Source organism: Microbacterium sp. (genome assembly GCF_035277845.1).
GTDB lineage: Bacteria > Actinomycetota > Actinomycetes > Actinomycetales > Microbacteriaceae > Microbacterium.
This window is the reverse complement of record NZ_DATEJS010000332.1, coordinates 1-2430: the sequence shown is the minus strand read 5'-3', so window position 1 is coordinate 2430 and position 2430 is coordinate 1. Positions and strand designations below refer to the sequence as shown.

At 67.4% G+C, this 2430-nt stretch carries 3 protein-coding genes; all 3 read right to left on the bottom strand.

Annotated features, from left to right (window positions below):
* The coding region (locus VJR25_RS14650) for a hypothetical protein (RefSeq protein WP_324116299.1) at window positions 1-580 on the bottom strand (580 nt) is incomplete at its 3' end.
* 46 nt (window positions 581-626) lie between these two features.
* The gene (locus tag VJR25_RS14645) at window positions 627-1526 is read right to left on the bottom strand and encodes a carbohydrate ABC transporter permease (protein ID WP_324116297.1); all 900 of its coding nucleotides are present in this window, start codon (window positions 1524-1526) and stop codon (window positions 627-629) included.
* On the bottom strand, window positions 1523-2430 hold a 908-nt coding region (locus VJR25_RS14640), incomplete at its 5' end, for a sugar ABC transporter permease (RefSeq protein WP_324116295.1). The genes VJR25_RS14640 and VJR25_RS14645, both read right to left, overlap by 4 nt.

Below are 2430 nucleotides of genomic sequence, written 5' to 3'. Positions count from 1 at the left end.
CGGTCTGCTCGATCCACACGGGTGGCACCGCGGTGGAGCCGAACTCGTCACGATCCTTCGCGTTGTAGAACAAGTAGAAGAGGCCGTCGTGCTCCATGAGCCACGACTTGTAGAGGCCGCCCCGCTCCCACGCGCCGCCGTCCGTGGGTTCCAGGACGCCACCGAACTCCTCCCACGTGATGAGGTCGCGGCTGCGGACGAAGCCGATCCGGCCCGGCCCCGTCTCGTAACCCGGCGCCGGGTAGGCATGGAAAGTGCCGTAGTACCAGCCGTCGAAAGTGCGCAGGACGCCGGCGGAGCCGAGATCGTTGTCGCGCACGATCGAGGTGAGCGCGGCGTTGTAGCGGCGCAGCGGGCTGTGCGGATCGCGGGGCAAGATGACGGCGCCGCGCGTCCACTCGTCGCCGTCGCGCCAGCTCAGCGCGGTCTGGTAACCGGTTCCGTCCCAGCCGACGTACGTCATCCCCTCCCTGTCATCGACTGAGAAGACGAACGGGCAGTCGACGGCATGGCTGTCGAAAGCACCCGGTTCGTACGAGGGAGAGATCACGAGCCGGTCCTCGCGCAGCGGGGTCGCCACCCGGGCGGTCGCCGGCGCAGGGCAGGGCGGGGTCGTCGTCATGTCGTCACTTTCCCGTGCCGGCCACGAGACCGGACACGTAGTAGCGCTGCAGAAGGATGAAGATGACGATGCACGGCAGCATCGTCACGGTGATGCCGGCTTGCAGCCCACCCCAGTCGATGGTGTTCAGCGGCCCGTTCTGCGCGTTCATCAGGGCGATCGGCAGCGTGAAGCTGGAGTTGTCGTTGAGCAGCACCAGGGCCGCCATGAACTCGTTCCATGCCGCGAGGAACGCGAACAGCGCCACCGTCACGACGCCCGGCGAGACGAGCCGCAGAAGCACGCGCGGCAGCGCCGTCACCTTGGTGCAGCCGTCGAGCTCGGCCGCCTCGGTGAGTTCGACCGGCAGGCTCTCGAACGAGTTGCGCATCATGTAGATCGCGAACGGCAGCTGGAACGTCGAGTAGATGAGCGCGAGGCCGAACAGCGAATTGGTGAGGTGGAACCAGACCATGACGGTGAACAGCGACACCAGCAGCGCCGGGTACGGCACCAGCAGCATCCCGATGCTCACTCCGAACAGCACGTTCTTGCCGGGGAAGCGGAACCGCGCGAACGCGTACCCTGCGAGCACGGCGACGACAGTCGTGATCGCGACCGTCATGAGCGTGACGGCCGTCGAATTGAGCACGTAGCTGAGCAGTGATGAGCCGGAGCTGTCGAGCTTCGCGAAGTTCTCGAGCGAGAAGTGCGACGGCCACCACACCGGCGGCGACGCGTTCGCCTCGGCGGCGGGTTTGAAGGCACCGATCGTGGTCCAGACGATCGGGAAGGCGAAGATGAGCGCGAGCACGATCGCCCCGCCGATACGGAACGGGTTGCGGCTGTGGTCGAGCGAGCGCAGCACTTGACGGCGCTGAACGGGCGACGACGGCAGCATCGCCTGGCCGGTCGTGGAGGTCATGCTCGGGCCTTTCCGCGCTGCAGCCGCACCTGGGCGATCGAGATGACCGCCATGATCGCGACCACCACGACGGCGACGGCCGCCGCGTACCCGCGGTCGAGGTTCACGAATGCTGCGTTGTAGAGGTAGTAGACGACGGTGACCGTCGAGTTGTCGGGGCCGCCCTTGGTCATCGCGAAGAACTGGTCGAACGCGAGGAAGGTGGTCGTGACCGTGAGAAGGATCACGAGCGAGAGCGGCTTCGCGATCAGCGGCAGCGTGATCCGGGTGAGGGTGGCCCACGACCGCGCGCCGTCGAGCTTGGCCGCCTCGTACACCTCTTGCGGGATGGAGTCCATGCCGATGAGCAGAACGAGCATCGCGAGCCCGGCGGTCTTCCACACGGTCATGACAACCACGAGTGCCAGGGTCGTGCCGGTGCCCGCGAACCAGTCGGTGCCCGGTGGGATGATCCCCAGAGCCACCGCCATCGCCGGCAGCACTCCCGTGCGCACATTGCTCATCGACAGCCACAGCAGGCCTGCAGGGGCGAACCCGATCGTCACCGGGGCGAACAGCAGGGCGCGCACCGCGGTGCGCCCACCGAAACGGGGCCGAACGAGGAGCGCCATGCCGAGGGATGCCGCGACCCCGAGTACCGAGGACACGATCGTGTATCCGACGGTGAACAGCAGCGCGTGGCCGAACTTCGGATCGCTGAGCACATGCGCGTAGTTGGCCCCGCCGACAGGCCTCGGCGATCCGAATGTCGGCCAGTCGAACGCCGACATGAGGATGGTCAGACAGAACGGGACGACGAAGAACAGCAGGATGAGCAGGGCACTGGGGGTGGCCAGCAGCCAGCCGGCCCGCGCCTCGGCCCGTCGCGCGCGCAGACGGCGGGTGGTCGGCCCGGACGGGCGCC

What these genes read in the sequence shown, in the direction of transcription:
- VJR25_RS14645 (WP_324116297.1), bottom strand. Translation starts at nt 1,526, where the DNA reads ATGACCTCCACGACCGGCCAGGCGATGCTGCCGTCGTCGCCCGTTCAG.